This is a genomic window from Pantoea sp. PNT03 (assembly GCF_014852515.1).
In the GTDB taxonomy this organism is placed as follows: Bacteria; Pseudomonadota; Gammaproteobacteria; order Enterobacterales; family Enterobacteriaceae; genus Pantoea; species Pantoea leporis.
Genome location: NZ_JACVBT010000001.1, coordinates 1,459,719 through 1,473,637 on the forward strand (window position 1 = coordinate 1,459,719; position 13,919 = coordinate 1,473,637).

Here is a 13,919-nt window from a genome sequence, read left to right on the forward strand (position 1 = left end):
TTACGCTCCTGCACAGATGCGCGCTGCACTCTTCACCACGCTGGCGGCATCAATGCCATGTCGGGCACGGGTGGAGGCGCGATCGCCAGCAATCGCGTATTCGCCGTCGGGGATGCCCAAACGCAGCAGCGGGATGCCACAGCCGCCTTCCGCCAGCACTTCCGCCACCAGGCTGCCGACGCCGCCGTTGACGTTGTGTTCTTCCACGGTAATGACCGCTGGATAGTGATTTAACAGCTCGCGCAGCTGTTGGGTATCACAAGGTCGAATCGATGGAATGCTGATCACACCTGCTGTAATGCCTTGCTCATGCAGTTGCTCGGCGGCGTGAACCACCTCGTGAACCGTCGAGCCCATCGCCACCAGCACAATGTCATGACCTTCACGTAACACGTCGATTTGGCCAGGACGGAATTGATAGTTTTCATCGTGCAGCTGCGGCAGATCCTTACCGTCCAGACGGATATACACCGGCCCGACATGCGCCAGCGCATACTCAATAATCTGGCGGCACTCCAGCGGGCAGGATGGCGCATAGATTTCGATGTTGCCGAAGCCGCGCATCACCGCAATGTCGTCGATGCTGTGATGGGTGCTGGCCAGCGGGCCGTAGCTGGCACCGGCATTCAGGCCAAACAGTTTAACGTTGGTGTTGTTGTAGCAGACGTCGACTTTAACCTGCTCATTGGCGCGGGAAACCAGGAACGGCGCGGCGTTGCAGGTCACGGCCACTTTGCCGCCAATTGCCAGACCGGCGGCGGTGCCCACCAGCGTTTGCTCCGCGATACCCACGTTGATCAGGCGATCGGGGAATGCTTTGATAAAGGGCGCAATTTTCGCGGTTGAGGTGGAATCGGCCACCACCGGCACTAAATCGACACCGCGATTAACCGCATCAATAAATGCCTCAACCATTACCGTCGCCAAATGTTTTGCATTACTCATCTTTTAATTCCTCCAGTGCCAACGCAATCTCTTCCCCTTTCGGCACACGGTGATGCCACTCCGGTTTGCCCTGAATAAAGGAGATGCCGAAGCCTTTTTCGGTATGCGCCACAATCACCTGTGGCTTGCCGCTGTTGCGCGGCAGGTTTTCGATGGCGTCCACCACCGCCGCCATGTCATTGCCGTTGCACTCGCTCACATCCAGACCAAAGGCGCGCCATTTTTCCGGCAGCGGATCGGTATTCATGATGTCGCGCGTATGCCCCGCCAGCTGCAGCTTGTTCTTGTCATTGATGATCACCAGGTTATCGAGGCCGTAATGCGCCGCCACCAGCGCCGCTTCCCAGTTGCTGCCTTCAGCCAGCTCACCGTCACCGGTGACGACAAAAATGCGTCGGTCGCTGTTATCTTTCTTCGCCGCCAGCGCAATGCCGACCGCCACCGGTAAACCGTGACCCAGCGCGCCGGTGTTCAGCTCAACGCCCGGCGTTTTTTGACGCACCGGATGGCCCGGCAGATGCGAATCGGAATGCTGATAAGTCGGCAGCCATTCGGTGGGGAAATAACCGGCTTCTGCCAGCACGCAGTAATAACCGCCCACCGCATGGCCTTTCGACTGGATATAGATGTCGCGCTGCGGATCGTTGGTGCGATCTGGCGCGCAGTTCAGGATGCGGAAATAGAGCGCGGTAAGGATCTCAACCTGTGAGAGATCGGCACCGGTGTGACCGCCCGCCGGGCTGCCCGCATTAAGCTGGATGATGCGGCGGCGCACAGCGCGCGCTTTCGCTGCCAGATCCGCTACCGAGTATTTGAAAGGATTCATAGACACCTCTGAATTTTAAAGCATGGATGAATATTTATTCGTGATGAAGAAAAAAAGGTGCAGACAATCAGCGCCTGCACCCAACCGATTAACTTTTTGCCGGGCTACCGCCCTCCTCAATCAGCGCTTTCTGCGCCACCACCGCCGCTTTCTGCTGCATGCGGCTCTGCATTTGGTCGATGATCACCGCCACGATAATCACGATGCCTTTGATCACCATTTGCCAGAACTCGCTCACACCCATCATGATCAAACCGTCGGCGAGGAAGCCGATCACAAAGGCACCAATCAGCGTGCCAAGAATGGTGCCGCGTCCACCCGCCAGCGAGGTACCGCCCAGCACCACTGCGGCAATCGCGTTCATTTCAAAGGAGGTTCCGTTCGCCGGATGGCTGGCCACCAGCTGCGACGAGACCACGATGCCAGCAATTGCCGCGCAAAAACCGGAGATGGCATAGACCCAGATTTTCACCGACTTCACTTTCACGCCCGAGAGTTCAGCGGCGCGTTCGTTATCGCCAATCGCGTAAACCTGACGGCCAAACGGCAGGCGGCGCGCCACGTAGGCAATCACCAGCGCCAGCAGCACCATCATCCAGATGGCCCACGGCAAACCAAGGAAATAGCCAGCGCCAATCTTGTCGAATCCGGTATTCCCCAGCATTTCATTGCCCTGCAAACCGGGGAAGGTTTCGCCGCCCGAGGTGAGCATCGCCGTGCCGCGCAGGATGTACATGGTGCCGAGCGTGCAGATGAACGGAGCCACGTTATAGCGGGTAATGATCCAGCCATTGACCGCGCCAATCAGCCCGCCAATCAGCAATACAATCGGCACGATTAGCCATACGCTGGGGAAGATAGCGATGCCAAACATCGGCAACACAATGCCTTTGGTAATCAGCCAGCCGGCGATCATGCCGCACAGGCCGAGCGTGGCGCCGATAGAGAGATCGATGCCCGCCGTGATAATGACAAAAGTGATGCCGAGCGCGAGGAAGGCGTTAATGGCGATGTGTTTCACCATGATCACCATGCTGCCCACCGCGAGGAAATCGGGCACCGTGATAGCGAAGAAGCCGACAATCAGAAACAGCGCAATAAAGGTGCGCAGTTTGAGCAGCAGCAAAATCAGGCTTTCGCGAGAGTTGAATGCTTTGACAGGCGATGCGAGCGCGAGCGCGCCATTGTTTTTCATATCAGAACCCTTGTGCGCTTGCTTTAACCAGCGCCGCCTCTTCCGCTTCAGCGCGCGGCAGGTCAGCAGTCAATTTGCCGCCGGACATCACAATGATGCGATCGGCTACGGCCATGATCTCTTTCAAATCCGAGGTGGAGAACACCACCGCAATGCCCTGCTCCGACAGCTTCACCATCATGCGGAACACTTCGCCTTTGGCACCGACGTCGATACCACGGCTCGGTTCATCCAGCAGCAGTAAGCGCGGATTGGTCAGCAGCGATCGGCCAATCACCACCTTTTGCTGATTGCCGCCGCTCAGTGCGCTAATGGCGACATCCGGCGAGGAGATTTTGATTGCCAGATTGCCGACGGTGCTGGTCACCACTTCGCGTTCCGCCTGCTTTGAAATCACGGTGCGATGCGACAGACGCCGCCACAGGCTGGCGATGGTGAGATTACTCGCCACCGATGAGATGGGAAAAATGCCCGAGCGTTTGCGATCCTCCGGCACCAGACTCATGCCCATACGAATGCGTTCAGCGGTCGGCAGACGCGTCGGCAGCGGTTTGCTGTCGAGCCACAGCTTGCCGAGATAGTTACGCTGCGTGCCAAGCAAACACTCAAACAGTTCGGTGCGCCCCGCGCCCATCAACCCGTAAATGCCGACGATCTCTCCGGAACGCACCTGAAAACTGACATCATCCACCAGCGTGTTGCCGTTCGGGCTGACGCAGGTGATGTGTTCGGCTTCCAGCACCGGCGCACCGAACTGGCGATCCGGCGGCAGGAAAGTGCCGACCGGTTCACTGCCCAGCATTTCGCGCACGATCCACGGCACGTCGATATCGCTGACCTGCGCTTCGGCCTGAAAACGCCCGTCGCGCAGAATGGTGATCACATCACCAATCGCCATCAGCTCCTCGAGCCGATGCGAGATATAGATGATGGAGACGCCCTGACGCGTCAGTTCGCGGATCACCCGAAACAGGATCTCCACTTCAGTTTTGCTCAGCGCCGAGGTCGGTTCGTCGAGGATCAGAATGTCAGCGTCCTCCGCCAGCGCTTTAGCGATCTCCACCAGTTGCTGCTGGCCAACCTTCAGGCTGCCGACCTTCTCATCCGGTGAAATTGGCTGATCGAGGCGCTGCATCAGCGCGGCGGTGCGGCGTTTCTGCTCGGCTTCATTGATGGGCCGAATGCCGCTTTGGATTTCCCGGCCAAGGAAAATGTTCTCCGCTACGCTGAGGTTCTCAAACAGGTTGAGCTCCTGATGCACCATGCCGATACCGTGGCGCGCGGCGTCTCGCGTGCTGTGAAACGCCACTTTGTTACCGTTCAGGAACATCTCACCGCTGGTCGGTTGCTGCACGCCGGCGAGAATCTTCATCAGCGTCGATTTTCCCGCGCCGTTTTCGCCGATGATGACGTTGACTTTGCCGCGCCACACGCGGTAATCCACGCGATCCAGCGCTAAGGTGCCAGGGAATAGCATCGACATCTGATTAGCTTGCAGAATGATCTCGTCGCTCATTATGGATTCCCCTGCTGCAGCTGCACCGCAACCACCTCATCCACTGTGCCCGCGCCCATGCTGACGGCCAGCAGCGCCTGCGCCGGTTTGCCCACCCAGCTGGCATCCACTGCGGGCAGCTGTTTCACCGCGTGGCGATTGAGTGCTTTGGTGAGCTGCGCGTACTGCACCTGATTAGTAAACTCTTCAAAGCGGAAACCGGCTGCATCGCGAATCGCGTTGCCGCGCAGCACCGGACCAATCAACACTTTCACCGGCTTGCCGTTGATGGTCATGGTGAGACTGCGTTCCCGCTCGTTGCTGTTATCAAACGCCGTTACCATGCCCGCAGCGCGCACAAACACGCTTTCGCTGCCGCCCGCTTTGACGGTGTGGCTTTTGGTTTCCATATCCGCCCAGCTCAGCGCCTGCTTCTCAGCTGGCTGCTGCACGCGGCTGGCCCAGCTTGACTCCGCAATCTGCTGCGGCTTTTGATCGCTGTAGCCCGGTTTAGCGTTAGGATCTTTCGGCATGATGGGTTTGCCGTTGGCATCGAGATCCACCACGGTGCAGGCGGCTAACATCAGCGTCAGCAGCGCCACCAGCGTGCCGCTCAGCGCTTTCCCCTTCATGCCGACCTCCATCTTATTGCGCCAGCTTGAAGGTTTTCAGCTTCGCGGCATTGCTGTCGTCAATCAGCACGCAATCCATCAGCTGTTTCTCTTCTTTCTGCGCTTTGCCGTTTTTCAGGTAGTAATCCACCTGCTCGACGGCCATCTGCGCCTGATCCCAGCCCGGCTGCAGCACCGTCGCTTTGATGTTGCCTTTATTGAGGATGGAGTCGCGGGTGTAATCGCTGCCGTCGAAGCCGACCACGATCACATTGGTTTTGCCCGCCGCTTTCAGCGCCGCTTCCGCGCCGAGCGCCATGGTGTCGTTACCGGAGATCACGCCAACGATATTCGGGTTCTTCTGCAGGATGGTTTCCATGCGGCTGAAGGCTTCAGTCTGGCTCCAGTTGGCACTCTGCTGCGCCACCATCTTCAGATCGGGATAATCATCCAGCACATCGTGATATCCCTGCGAACGTACACCCGCATTGGTATCTGACTCTTTGCCCAGCAGCTCGACATAATCCCCTTTGCCGTTCAGCAGTTTGGCGAACTTCTCGGCGCCGAGCTGTGCGCCCTGATAGTTGTTGGAGACGATTTGCGCCACGGCGATGCCGGTTTTATTGATTTCGCGGTCAATCAGGAAGGTAGGAATGCCGGCATCTTTGGCTTTTTGCACCGGGCCAACGGTGGCATCCGCACCGGCGTTATCTAGGATGATGGCTTTGGCTTTGCGCGCGATGGCGGTTTCAATCAGCTGATTTTGCTTATTCACGTCATCATCGTGTGAGGCCACCAGCGTGGTGTAACCGAGGGCTTTGGCTTTCTCCTGCGCGCCGTCGGCTTCGGCCTTAAAGAACGGGTTGTCATGTGATGGCGTAATAATAGCCAGCAACCCCTTATCCGCCGCCAGCGACGCCGCCGAGATCATCATGATTGAAGCAAGTAGAGAGACTTTGAGGACAGAGGCTTTCATTTGTTATCTCCGATTGAATATATATTCAATTGCGATTTTATATGCATAATGACTATGCGCTGGCTTCTTGAGCACGTCCATTGCCCGATCCTCAAAAAGCGAAAACGATCACAAAATGTTCTGCGTTGTTATTTATGACAGGCTGATTAACAATACCAGGCAGGTTAAGAGAGAGAAAAAACCATGGCAAAACAGGATGAACAGCGGCTGATGGTGAAAATCGCCACGCTTTATTATGTGGAAGGCAGGAAGCAGTCCGACATTGCGCAGCTGTTGAAGCTGTCGCAATCTTTTGTGTCGCGCATCCTTAATCGCAGCGTGAAAGAAGGTGTGGTGAAGATCAGCGTGGTGCCGCCGGCCAATGTGTTCCCTGAGCTGGAAAAAGCCATTGAGCAGCTGTATCAACTGCCGCAGGTGATTGTGGTGGATGTGCCGGATCAGGCTTCTGCATTGCAGATCAAACAGGCGATCGGTTCCGCCGCCGCGCACTATCTGGAAACGCGGGTGCGTGCCGATGAGCTGATTGGCATTTCCTCCTGGAGCGGCACCATTCGCGCCATGGTCGATGCGCTGCATCCGCTCAGCGCGCCGTGCCAAGGCGTCATTCAGCTGCTGGGCGGCGTGGGCGCTAACGGCAATGTGCAGGCCACGATTCTGACGCAGAATCTCGCGGCGCTGCTGGGTTGTCCGGCGTGGCTGCTGCCGTCGCAATCAATCGAACACTCAGTAAAGGATCGCCAGCGTTTGTCGGTTAATCCCGATGTCGCGGTGGTACTGGAAAAGTTTGATCAGGTGGACCTGGCGATTGTCGGCATCGGCGATCTCGAGCCGTCCGCCCTGCTGCGCAATTCCGGCAACTATTACGACGGTGAGATGCTGCAAACGCTGGCTGAACGCGGCGCGGTGGGCGATATCTGCCTGCACTATTTCGATGCCGACGGTCAACCGGTGCTGAGCGCAGAGGAAGATCCGGTAATTGGCATGGAGTTGGCACAGGTAAAACGCTGTCCGCAAGTGGTGGCGTTAGCGGGCGGCAAAGAGAAAGCGCAGGCGATTCGCGGGGCGTTGCGCGGCGGTTATGTGCAGGTGTTGATTGTGGATTATCCGACGGCGCGATTGTTGGTGTAGCGGCGCAATTCATTGCGTCATAAATCGCGCCGCAACAGATAGGTGTACAGCATCAACCGATGGTGCGGTAGGCGGTGGTGACTTTCCATAAATAACGCGGGGCCTGCGCCGCCGGATGCTTATTCTGTACGTGCTGGTAAAACTCGTCCGGCGTCATGGAATTGATCATCGCAATAGCACGCTCGCGGTCACGCGAGAAAGTACGCAGCAAGGCACCGGCACCGTTGGCGTAGGAGACAATGGTGGCGTAACGCAGCGTCAGCGGATCGCGAATTCCGGCTAAGGCGGAATCCTGCAGAATTTTCAGGTAAGCCGCGCCAATATCGATGTTCTTCGCCGGATCGCGCAGCTCGGACGAGGATGGCTGACCATGACGGCCCTGGGTGCGATAGACTTCGCGGCCCGCGGTCGAGGCCTTAATTTGCATCAGACCAACCGCATTGGAACGGCTCACCACGGTGGGATTGCCTCCGGATTCGACACTAATAATGGCGCTGATTAACTTCTCATCAACGCCATAATGACTGGCGGCATCTTCGGTAAACATTGACCATGCATCATTCACTTTCGACGGCGGAGCCTGAGTTAACGGCGTATTCTTCTCGGGCAGTGCCGGTTTTTCCGGCTCGCTGGAACAGCCAGCAAGCAGCAGTGCAGAAAGCATAAGTAGGCGAATTTTCACTGATTTTTGGTTCCGCAATAGGGTTGGCGCAAGCTATCATACCTGGCGCAGCGCGATGCAAAATTACCGTTTATCCTAAATCGGTAAAAAACCTTATGCTACCGTGACTTCGATAACGCATTTCGTCATCATCAGCAGGCCACTCTACAGCAGGATGGAAGTTATGGTTACTCCCCGCACGCTACGTCTCATCGCCCCTTCCGGTTATTGCCACAATCAGGACGCCGCCCAGCGCGCGGTGAGTCGTTTACAGGCTGCTGGCCATCATCTTGACAATCTATCGGCGATCACCCGCCGCTTTCAACGCTTTGCCGGCGATGATGCGCAGCGGCTGAATGATATCAATGCGCTGGCCACGCTGGAGGCGCTGCCCGATATCGTGTTGGCGGTGCGTGGCGGCTACGGCGCTTCACGTTTGCTGGATAAGATCGATTACGTTGGCCTGCAACGTCGATTGCTCAATCAAACGGTGGCGCTGTGCGGCCATAGCGATTTCACCGCGCTACAACTGGCGTTACTGGCACAAATCGGGCTGATTACCTTTAGCGGGCCGATGTTGGCCGGTAACTTCGGCGCCGAGGCATTATCTGATTTTACCGAATCGCACTTTTGGCAAACGCTGACATCACCTACAGTCAATCTAAGCTGGCGCAGCACCAGCCCGGATCACGGCCGCTGGCAAGGCACTTTATGGGGCGGCAATTTAGCGATGATTTGCTCGCTGATTGGTACGCCGTGGATGCCGCAAATTGAAGGCGGCATTCTGGTGATCGAAGATGTGAACGAACATCCGTTCCGTATCGAGCGCATGCTGATTCAGCTGCAGCAGAGTGGCATTTTGTCGCGCCAGCAAGCGATTATTACCGGCAGCTTTACCAGCACATCGCTGTCGGCGTATGACAACGGTTTTGATTTTGCCACCGTGTGGCAGCGCATTCGTGACGAGTTTCAGATTCCCGTGATTAGCGATCTGGCTTTTGGACACGATGCCGATACCGTGACGCTGCCGCTGGGCGCTAGCGCCACGTTGCAGATTGAGAATGGAGAAGCACAGTTCGCCTTCACCGGCCACCCGACATTGCGCTAACGTGTTGCCGCAGGAGACCGACAATGAAGCCACTGTACGACGATTTGTGGATCTCCACGCCAGAATTCCCCGCCGAAGAGACGGCGAGTGACTTAATGATGCATGGCTTTATGCTGTGCCACCCACGCGGCAATTTATTGATTGGCCGCGTGGAGCATCCGCTCGATCATGAGTTCCTTAACGATGCCGGCGGCGTCATTCGCCACTATTTGACTCACTGGCACGAAGCCGCGCCGGGGGCGATCGCCATTCAGCAGCGCTTTAATAGCGCGCTCTATTGCCACAGTCGTTCGCTCGGGCCGGTCAGTTTGGTGATTGAGCCCGACGAAACCTTTACACAGCAAGAGACGCACTTCGGCGATTTTCACCTGCTGCCGACGCCCGGACACACGCCCGGCAGCAGCAGCTATCTCTACCACTCGCCGCTCGGCCACACTTATCTGTTTGTCGGCGATACGCTGACCCGCGATTACAACCGCTGGATCAGCGTGCTGATGCCTGAAAGCAATCCCACCGAACTGCAGCAGTCGCTGGAGTTGTATCGCTCGTTACGCCCGGATGTCGTGCTGATGAGCACCACGCGCGGACATCTTTCGTGGGCTAAGGTGAATTTGCAGAGCTGGCTGGCAGCCATTGATGAGGCGGAACAGTCGCCGCTGGATTTGCGCCAGCGGCAACTCATCAAACCGGGTTATTAACTCACGAGTTTGGACGCGCGCTGTCGTCGTAGCGTTCCAGCGACAGAATCTGCGCATCGCGCTTATCGGTGCGGCTGCAGGGCAACAACTTGTTGCTGTTGGCGTAGACGAAGAAAGTTTCATCGTTCTTTTTGTTCACGATTAACTGATCGCCATTACGAAAACGGGTGATGGCAACTTTGTCACCCTCTTTCAGGCTGGTGCGCTGCTGCCCGGCAGCAATCTGGAAGTGGCGCGTTGGCCACATTAACGTACTCAAACCATACTCGGCACGCGATACCGTCATAGTCGGACGGCCGGGACAGGTGATTTGGTATTCGGTTTCGCTCCAGGCGGGCGCTATCTGACATGCCAGCACGCCAACGGCCATGACTAGTGCCTTCATTGGGTTCTCCGCTGAGGTTAAATGATGATTTCGTGGCGTGATTGGCCTTGCTGCTGCATTCCATAAACTTCATCCAACAACAGCAAAGCCTGGTACATCAAGCGCAATGAGATTCTGCGGGAGCAGGCACTATTCAGCGGCCACTTGCGCCGCGACCAACATCAATGCCAGTCCGGCTTCTTCGGCTTCAAAACGCTGCATCACTTCCTGAATGGCCGCTACGCAGTTCATTACCTGCTTCTTTTTGTCGGCTTCTAATTTGTCGATCGCGTGCTGAAGAATCATTAAACTCGCTTCTTCTTCTTTCATTAATTTACCCTTGTTTTGCTTACCTGGTGCGCAACGCTGGCAAGAATACCGTTTCTCTGCTAGTAAAGTCACCCCTTTACATTCCTTCCGCTTAACGATTATACAAATGACAAATGGGAAGCAGCGTCAGACCTGCTATGATCCACTTATCAGTACGCATAGGCGTGCCATGGCAAACCAGGGAATGAAGCAGGTGCTCATGTGGCGAATCACGGTTGTACTCACCCTTTTAATGTTAGCTGGCTGCAGTTCCGCACCGAAAGGTGTCGACTGTCCGGGCGAAGTGTCGACGATTTATGGACAATCGATGGGCAACACGCAGGCGCGGATCTTTGATTTGGTGAGCGCCTTCGCCGTATCGCGCGATGGCGTGAAGGTGCAAAGCGGTACGCTGCACTCCACCGATCGCTTTCAGTACGTGCCATCGGCCATCACCGCGGAGGGCTTTTACGCGCAACGCCTGTCTGATAAACAGTTCCGCCTGATCAATCCTTATCAGAACACCATGATTACCTGGACGTGCCCATAAGCCGTGCGTCGCAGCGTGAGATGGTTTATTGTCTGCCCATCGCACGCGGCGGACCTGCATGATGGAAGAGAGTCTGGATAACAACGGCTATATCGATTTCCCCTTTCCGGCCAGCACCAACGCGGATGGCTCGGTGAACCCCTGTGGATTTGACCTCACGCTGGAAACCGATCGTATTGATGAGATCACCGCCGGTAAACACTCCGAAAATATGCGGCGCCTGCTGGAAGAAGTGAATCTGCAGGATGGCTTATTTATGACGCTGGCCTGCGACTGGCAGCAACGTGACGATGGCGTGTGCGGATTTATCGATGTGGCATTTCGTCCGACGGTGGCAGGCTTCAATACGGAAGAGACGCAAAGCCTCGATCAGGCGTTTGAAATCTACCTCAGCCGTCAGGAGAAGCAGCACAACATGCAGAGTGGCACGCTAATCAACTACGCGCGTGCCGTGCTTGATTGGAGCTGGTCTCCGCTGCAGCAGCGCCACATGCGCTACGAAAAAGTGACCTTACGCTATTACTGCCAGCAGGCCGACGATGCCGAATGGTGTTTTGACCACCTGCGTCACTTTCTGGTGAGCTGGTATCCGGCTTATCGCGGTCAGCGCTAACTTCAGGTTTTCGCTTTCCCACTCCGCTGGCATGCGCAGAATTTTTGCGTACTGCAAACTGCTGTTACAACCTTTACCGCTGCGTCATTTGCTGCATGCAGTTTCTCTGACTACGCTTTACAGGACATTCACCACGATCAGGGAGTCATTATGAGCGACAAAGCGGAAGCAAAATTGAATGAAGCGGCGGGTGCCGTCCAGGAAAAATTTGGTCAATTCACCGGTTCACGCCGTCATGAAGCCAAAGGCGCGGCGCGCCGTTATCCGGCTCAGGCCAGCTATGCGGTTCAGGATGCAGCGGATTGTGTGGTGAAATCGGTACGCGATAACCCCGCGACCGGCCTGGCAGTTGCAGCCAGCATTGGTGTGATTGTCGGTTTTCTGCTCGGACGTAAGTAATCCGTTAAAACGGGGCCTCAAGGCCCCGATTTTAATGGCGCTGACCCACTTCATATATTCCTTCTTTGATATGTTCATCCGGCGTTTCAGCCACATCTGCGGTGCTGTTTTCAATCTTCAAATGACGATCGTGCTGCAGGGTTAACGTTATTAAGCTTGAAGGCTGTGCGCAAGCGACCACAGACAGCAGCAGAAAAAACCACGCAGCGACAACTTTCTTTCCCATCGTTCTGTTTCCAGCAAGCTGAGATATGTCGGCTCAGATTGCCCGAGTAAATGAAAATGAGCGTCAATTTGCCGCAAAGCTCTGTAGTCAGTTGTGTACAACTACACCTGTGCGCGCCGTGCTTTGTATCGCGCAACCATGGTCATCAGCGCCTGGTAAATTAATCCCGCATACAAGCTCATCACGATCACCATGCCGATCTCTTTGCCCTGCGCCTGCCACGAAACAAACCACATAAAGATGCCCCACAACAGCGAAAACAGCAGCCAGCCCTTAACGAACTTGATTACACCTTGCATACCACCTCCTGAATCGTAAGCGCTGAAGATAACGGTTTAGTCTTTAATGCACACTGCCATCAGCACGTAAATGTTAACTGTTTCAAAGTTCTGCGAAAGGGAATGTAAACCCACGATGGTGTAGACTAATGCGCACGCGTCGCATATCGCCATCGGCGCGATTATGTTTGAATTCTCGCCAACACTGTCCGGCATGTGGTTGAAATGAATTATTTAAGCAAGATACAAAGTTTTATTGAGGGTAACACGGTGCTGTCGGCCGCTTTCAGCCTGGTATTATTGATGTTTGCCGGCATGATCGCCCATCTGATCTGTAAATTCTTTATCGTTAAGGTGGTCAGAAAGGTGTTCTTCAGCACGCACAAAAATCAGGTGCCGCTGGATAAGGACGTCAGGCTGTCGGAGAAGCTCTCTAACTTTATCCCGGTGATCACGGTCTATTATCTGCTGCAGTTTATGCCAGATTTACCCGAGCATCTGTTGATCGCAATTAAGACCATCTGCGGCATTCTGTTCTTCGTCTATTTATCGCTGTTCTTTACCGAAGTGCTGGAGATCGTTAATAACTCCTATTCGAAAAAAGCCAAGCGCAAAAATCACTCGATCAAGGGTTATATCCAGGTCGGCAAGATTCTGGTGCACATTATTTCGGCGATTATGATTCTGGCGATTATGTCGAATAAATCGCCGGTGATTATTATCTCCAGTTTGGGTGCCGTAGCGGCGGTATTGATGTTGGTGTTCCAGCATACGCTGATGTCGCTGGTGGCCAATATTCAGGTGTCATCGAACGATGTGCTGCAACTCGGCGACTGGATTGAGATGCCGGATAACGGCATCAGCGGCGAAGTGATCGATATCGCGCTGCATACCATCACCATTCGCAACTGGGACAATACGCTGTCGCGTATCCCCACCAAAAACTTCCTCACCGAAACCTACACCAACTGGCAGGCGATGTTCTCCTCCGGCGCGCGCCGCATTATGCGCAGTTTCCATCTTGATCAGATGTCGATACGCTTTCTCGATCACGAGATGGTGCAGCAGATGAGCCAAATCCGCGGCGTCAGTGAGCAACTTTCAGCACTGATGGATGGCCGCGATAGCAATGCGGTGGGCGAACGCTGGTTTGCAGAAAACGGCATAACCAATCTGACGGTGTTTCGTAAATACCTGACGGCGTGGCTGTCGCAGCGCGACGATATCAAAAAGGATATGTATATCGTGGTACGCGCCATGAAGCCTTCGCCCGAGGGCTTGCCGGTGGAAGTTTATTGCTTCACCTCGTCAGTGTTGTGGGTAGATTACGAGGATTCTCAGTCGGCCATTTTTGAGTATATCTATGCAATTGTCGGTCACTTCTCGCTGCGGATGTATCAGCAACCGGGCGGCAGCGATTTCTGGCGGCTGTCGCAGGAACGTGCCCAAATCGCCAAAACCAATGAGCAGCAAGTCGATTAATGCATTAAAAAACGGAAGCGATTAGCTTCCGTTTTTTTCTGATGATGAGCGAATA

Annotated in this window: 18 protein-coding genes; 7 read left to right on the forward strand and 11 right to left on the reverse strand. The window is 55.3% G+C overall.

The window, feature by feature from the left end; all coding sequences use genetic code 11:
* From IB226_RS06815 to IB226_RS06840, 6 genes are all read right to left on the reverse strand, one after another.
* Complete coding sequence (locus IB226_RS06815) at positions 1 to 945, reverse strand: transketolase family protein (protein ID WP_101760785.1); 945 nt, start codon at positions 943 to 945, stop codon at positions 1 to 3.
* Complete coding sequence (locus tag IB226_RS06820) at positions 938 to 1,771, reverse strand: transketolase (protein ID WP_192234240.1); 834 nt, start codon at positions 1,769 to 1,771, stop codon at positions 938 to 940. Before IB226_RS06820 ends, IB226_RS06815 begins: the two co-directional genes overlap by 8 nt.
* Positions 1,772 to 1,859: 88 nt before the next feature.
* Positions 1,860 to 2,966, reverse strand: a complete 1,107-nt coding sequence (locus IB226_RS06825; protein ID WP_101760787.1) for an ABC transporter permease — start codon at positions 2,964 to 2,966, stop codon at positions 1,860 to 1,862.
* A gap of 1 nt (position 2,967) precedes the next feature.
* Positions 2,968 to 4,482: a sugar ABC transporter ATP-binding protein gene (locus tag IB226_RS06830; protein ID WP_192234242.1), complete on the reverse strand. Its 1,515-nt coding sequence runs from the start codon at positions 4,480 to 4,482 to the stop codon at positions 2,968 to 2,970.
* Positions 4,482 to 5,093 (reverse strand): DUF2291 family protein, encoded by a 612-nt coding sequence (locus tag IB226_RS06835; protein WP_192234244.1) that lies wholly within the window; start codon positions 5,091 to 5,093, stop codon positions 4,482 to 4,484. Before IB226_RS06835 ends, IB226_RS06830 begins: the two co-directional genes overlap by 1 nt.
* A 13-nt stretch (positions 5,094 to 5,106) precedes the next feature.
* On the reverse strand, positions 5,107 to 6,048 hold the full coding sequence (locus IB226_RS06840; RefSeq protein ID WP_110865953.1) for a D-ribose ABC transporter substrate-binding protein: 942 nt from the start codon (positions 6,046 to 6,048) through the stop codon (positions 5,107 to 5,109).
* Positions 6,049 to 6,231: 183 nt separating this feature from the next.
* Between IB226_RS06840 and IB226_RS06845 the strand changes: the two genes are divergently transcribed.
* Entirely contained in the window at positions 6,232 to 7,176 is a 945-nt protein-coding gene (locus tag IB226_RS06845) for a sugar-binding transcriptional regulator (RefSeq protein ID WP_137385584.1), read from the forward strand.
* 52 nt (positions 7,177 to 7,228) lie between these two features.
* On the opposite strand, the gene emtA is transcribed toward IB226_RS06845, so the two are convergent.
* On the reverse strand, positions 7,229 to 7,858 hold the full coding sequence (emtA, locus tag IB226_RS06850) for a membrane-bound lytic murein transglycosylase EmtA (protein WP_101760791.1): 630 nt from the start codon (positions 7,856 to 7,858) through the stop codon (positions 7,229 to 7,231).
* A 163-nt stretch (positions 7,859 to 8,021) separates the two neighbouring features.
* Here emtA and ldcA point away from each other — a divergent pair, with 163 nt between their 5' ends.
* Together ldcA and IB226_RS06860 are read left to right on the forward strand one after the other, a co-directional pair.
* Positions 8,022 to 8,945 (forward strand): muramoyltetrapeptide carboxypeptidase, encoded by a 924-nt coding sequence (ldcA, locus tag IB226_RS06855; protein ID WP_192234246.1) that lies wholly within the window; start codon positions 8,022 to 8,024, stop codon positions 8,943 to 8,945.
* Between the two features lie 23 nt (positions 8,946 to 8,968).
* The gene (locus IB226_RS06860) at positions 8,969 to 9,643 is read left to right on the forward strand and encodes an MBL fold metallo-hydrolase (protein WP_101760794.1); all 675 of its coding nucleotides are present in this window, start codon (positions 8,969 to 8,971) and stop codon (positions 9,641 to 9,643) included.
* A 1-nt stretch (position 9,644) separates the two neighbouring features.
* On the opposite strand, the gene IB226_RS06865 is transcribed toward IB226_RS06860, so the two are convergent.
* Positions 9,645 to 10,028: a hypothetical protein gene (locus tag IB226_RS06865; RefSeq protein ID WP_192234248.1), complete on the reverse strand. Its 384-nt coding sequence runs from the start codon at positions 10,026 to 10,028 to the stop codon at positions 9,645 to 9,647.
* A gap of 129 nt (positions 10,029 to 10,157) precedes the next feature.
* Positions 10,158 to 10,337 carry a hypothetical protein gene (locus IB226_RS06870; protein WP_008108187.1) on the reverse strand — a complete coding sequence of 60 codons (180 nt, stop codon included), beginning with the start codon at positions 10,335 to 10,337 and terminating at the stop codon, positions 10,158 to 10,160.
* 199 nt (positions 10,338 to 10,536) lie between these two features.
* Here IB226_RS06870 and IB226_RS06875 point away from each other — a divergent pair, with 199 nt between their 5' ends.
* From IB226_RS06875 to IB226_RS06885, 3 genes are all read left to right on the forward strand, one after another.
* Complete coding sequence (locus IB226_RS06875; protein ID WP_101761034.1) at positions 10,537 to 10,866, forward strand: hypothetical protein; 330 nt, start codon at positions 10,537 to 10,539, stop codon at positions 10,864 to 10,866.
* A gap of 61 nt (positions 10,867 to 10,927) precedes the next feature.
* On the forward strand, positions 10,928 to 11,479 hold the full coding sequence (locus IB226_RS06880; protein WP_192234531.1) for a hypothetical protein: 552 nt from the start codon (positions 10,928 to 10,930) through the stop codon (positions 11,477 to 11,479).
* Between the two features lie 150 nt (positions 11,480 to 11,629).
* Positions 11,630 to 11,878, forward strand: coding sequence for a DUF883 family protein (locus tag IB226_RS06885; protein WP_101760797.1), 249 nt, complete (start codon positions 11,630 to 11,632; stop codon positions 11,876 to 11,878).
* A gap of 31 nt (positions 11,879 to 11,909) precedes the next feature.
* Here the strand turns inward: IB226_RS06885 and IB226_RS06890 are convergent, their stop codons facing one another.
* Both IB226_RS06890 and IB226_RS06895 read right to left on the reverse strand, forming a co-directional pair.
* Entirely contained in the window at positions 11,910 to 12,104 is a 195-nt protein-coding gene (locus IB226_RS06890) for a hypothetical protein (protein WP_192234250.1), read from the reverse strand.
* Positions 12,105 to 12,205: 101 nt separating this feature from the next.
* Positions 12,206 to 12,403 (reverse strand): DUF6404 family protein, encoded by a 198-nt coding sequence (locus IB226_RS06895; RefSeq protein ID WP_007891509.1) that lies wholly within the window; start codon positions 12,401 to 12,403, stop codon positions 12,206 to 12,208.
* Positions 12,404 to 12,607: 204 nt separating this feature from the next.
* Between IB226_RS06895 and IB226_RS06900 the strand changes: the two genes are divergently transcribed.
* Entirely contained in the window at positions 12,608 to 13,864 is a 1,257-nt protein-coding gene (locus IB226_RS06900) for a mechanosensitive ion channel family protein (RefSeq protein WP_137385581.1), read from the forward strand.
* Positions 13,865 to 13,919: the final 55 nt, after the last annotated feature.

What these genes read in the sequence shown, in the direction of transcription:
- IB226_RS06815 (WP_101760785.1), bottom strand. Translation starts at nt 945, where the DNA reads ATGAGTAATGCAAAACATTTGGCGACGGTAATGGTTGAGGCATTTATT.
- IB226_RS06820 (WP_192234240.1), bottom strand. Translation starts at nt 1,771, where the DNA reads ATGAATCCTTTCAAATACTCGGTAGCGGATCTGGCAGCGAAAGCGCGC.
- IB226_RS06825 (WP_101760787.1), bottom strand. Translation starts at nt 2,966, where the DNA reads ATGAAAAACAATGGCGCGCTCGCGCTCGCATCGCCTGTCAAAGCATTC.
- IB226_RS06830 (WP_192234242.1), bottom strand. Translation starts at nt 4,482, where the DNA reads ATGAGCGACGAGATCATTCTGCAAGCTAATCAGATGTCGATGCTATTC.
- IB226_RS06835 (WP_192234244.1), bottom strand. Translation starts at nt 5,093, where the DNA reads ATGAAGGGGAAAGCGCTGAGCGGCACGCTGGTGGCGCTGCTGACGCTG.
- IB226_RS06840 (WP_110865953.1), bottom strand. Translation starts at nt 6,048, where the DNA reads ATGAAAGCCTCTGTCCTCAAAGTCTCTCTACTTGCTTCAATCATGATG.
- IB226_RS06845 (WP_137385584.1), top strand. Translation starts at nt 6,232, where the DNA reads ATGGCAAAACAGGATGAACAGCGGCTGATGGTGAAAATCGCCACGCTT.
- ldcA (WP_192234246.1), top strand. Translation starts at nt 8,022, where the DNA reads ATGGTTACTCCCCGCACGCTACGTCTCATCGCCCCTTCCGGTTATTGC.
- IB226_RS06860 (WP_101760794.1), top strand. Translation starts at nt 8,969, where the DNA reads ATGAAGCCACTGTACGACGATTTGTGGATCTCCACGCCAGAATTCCCC.
- IB226_RS06865 (WP_192234248.1), bottom strand. Translation starts at nt 10,028, where the DNA reads ATGAAGGCACTAGTCATGGCCGTTGGCGTGCTGGCATGTCAGATAGCG.
- IB226_RS06870 (WP_008108187.1), bottom strand. Translation starts at nt 10,337, where the DNA reads ATGAAAGAAGAAGAAGCGAGTTTAATGATTCTTCAGCACGCGATCGAC.
- IB226_RS06875 (WP_101761034.1), top strand. Translation starts at nt 10,537, where the DNA reads ATGTGGCGAATCACGGTTGTACTCACCCTTTTAATGTTAGCTGGCTGC.
- IB226_RS06880 (WP_192234531.1), top strand. Translation starts at nt 10,928, where the DNA reads ATGGAAGAGAGTCTGGATAACAACGGCTATATCGATTTCCCCTTTCCG.
- IB226_RS06885 (WP_101760797.1), top strand. Translation starts at nt 11,630, where the DNA reads ATGAGCGACAAAGCGGAAGCAAAATTGAATGAAGCGGCGGGTGCCGTC.
- IB226_RS06890 (WP_192234250.1), bottom strand. Translation starts at nt 12,104, where the DNA reads ATGGGAAAGAAAGTTGTCGCTGCGTGGTTTTTTCTGCTGCTGTCTGTG.
- IB226_RS06895 (WP_007891509.1), bottom strand. Translation starts at nt 12,403, where the DNA reads ATGCAAGGTGTAATCAAGTTCGTTAAGGGCTGGCTGCTGTTTTCGCTG.
- IB226_RS06900 (WP_137385581.1), top strand. Translation starts at nt 12,608, where the DNA reads ATGAATTATTTAAGCAAGATACAAAGTTTTATTGAGGGTAACACGGTG.